Source organism: Candidatus Symbiothrix dinenymphae, from assembly GCF_001431085.1.
This window is the reverse complement of the sequence record NZ_BBRU01000436.1, coordinates 1-435: the sequence shown is the minus strand read 5'-3', so window position 1 is coordinate 435 and position 435 is coordinate 1. Positions and strand designations below refer to the sequence as shown.

1 protein-coding gene is annotated in these 435 nt (G+C 52.4%); it reads right to left on the bottom strand.

Annotation, left to right across the window (positions count from 1 at the left end):
- The coding region (locus tag ASC50_RS04795; RefSeq protein ID WP_193391210.1) for a RagB/SusD family nutrient uptake outer membrane protein at nt 1-435 on the bottom strand (435 nt) is incomplete at both ends.

Below are 435 nucleotides of genomic sequence, written 5' to 3'. Positions count from 1 at the left end.
GAGTAATGGGACGGGTAGCGTATGCCGCTGTTACCGCTGCGGGCAAAACGTAGGTATCCTGCCTTTTTTTTGCGGTGTGAAGTGCGTATAATCCCGTATTCATAATGCGTTTGGCTGCTACCGCGGCTTTCCCCCATTTTTTATTGTCTTCGGTTTGACTGATGTAATGTGCGCCATCGCTTTTGCGGGTCCAGTCGCTGTATAATCCGCCACTGCCGCCGTTAAACCAGGGACTGGCTGCATACAAACGAACGCGGGAAATAACTGCCAGAGCTGCCTCTTTGGCCGGAATGGTTATTTCGAACGACGAGCGGTTTGCGCGTGACGGAAGGAATGTGGCCGCTTGTTCCATATCTTTACAAATTTGCTCCACACAGTCATCGTAAGTGGAGCGTTCAACGGACAATACCTCCGGCGCGGCGTCCACGGCAAATC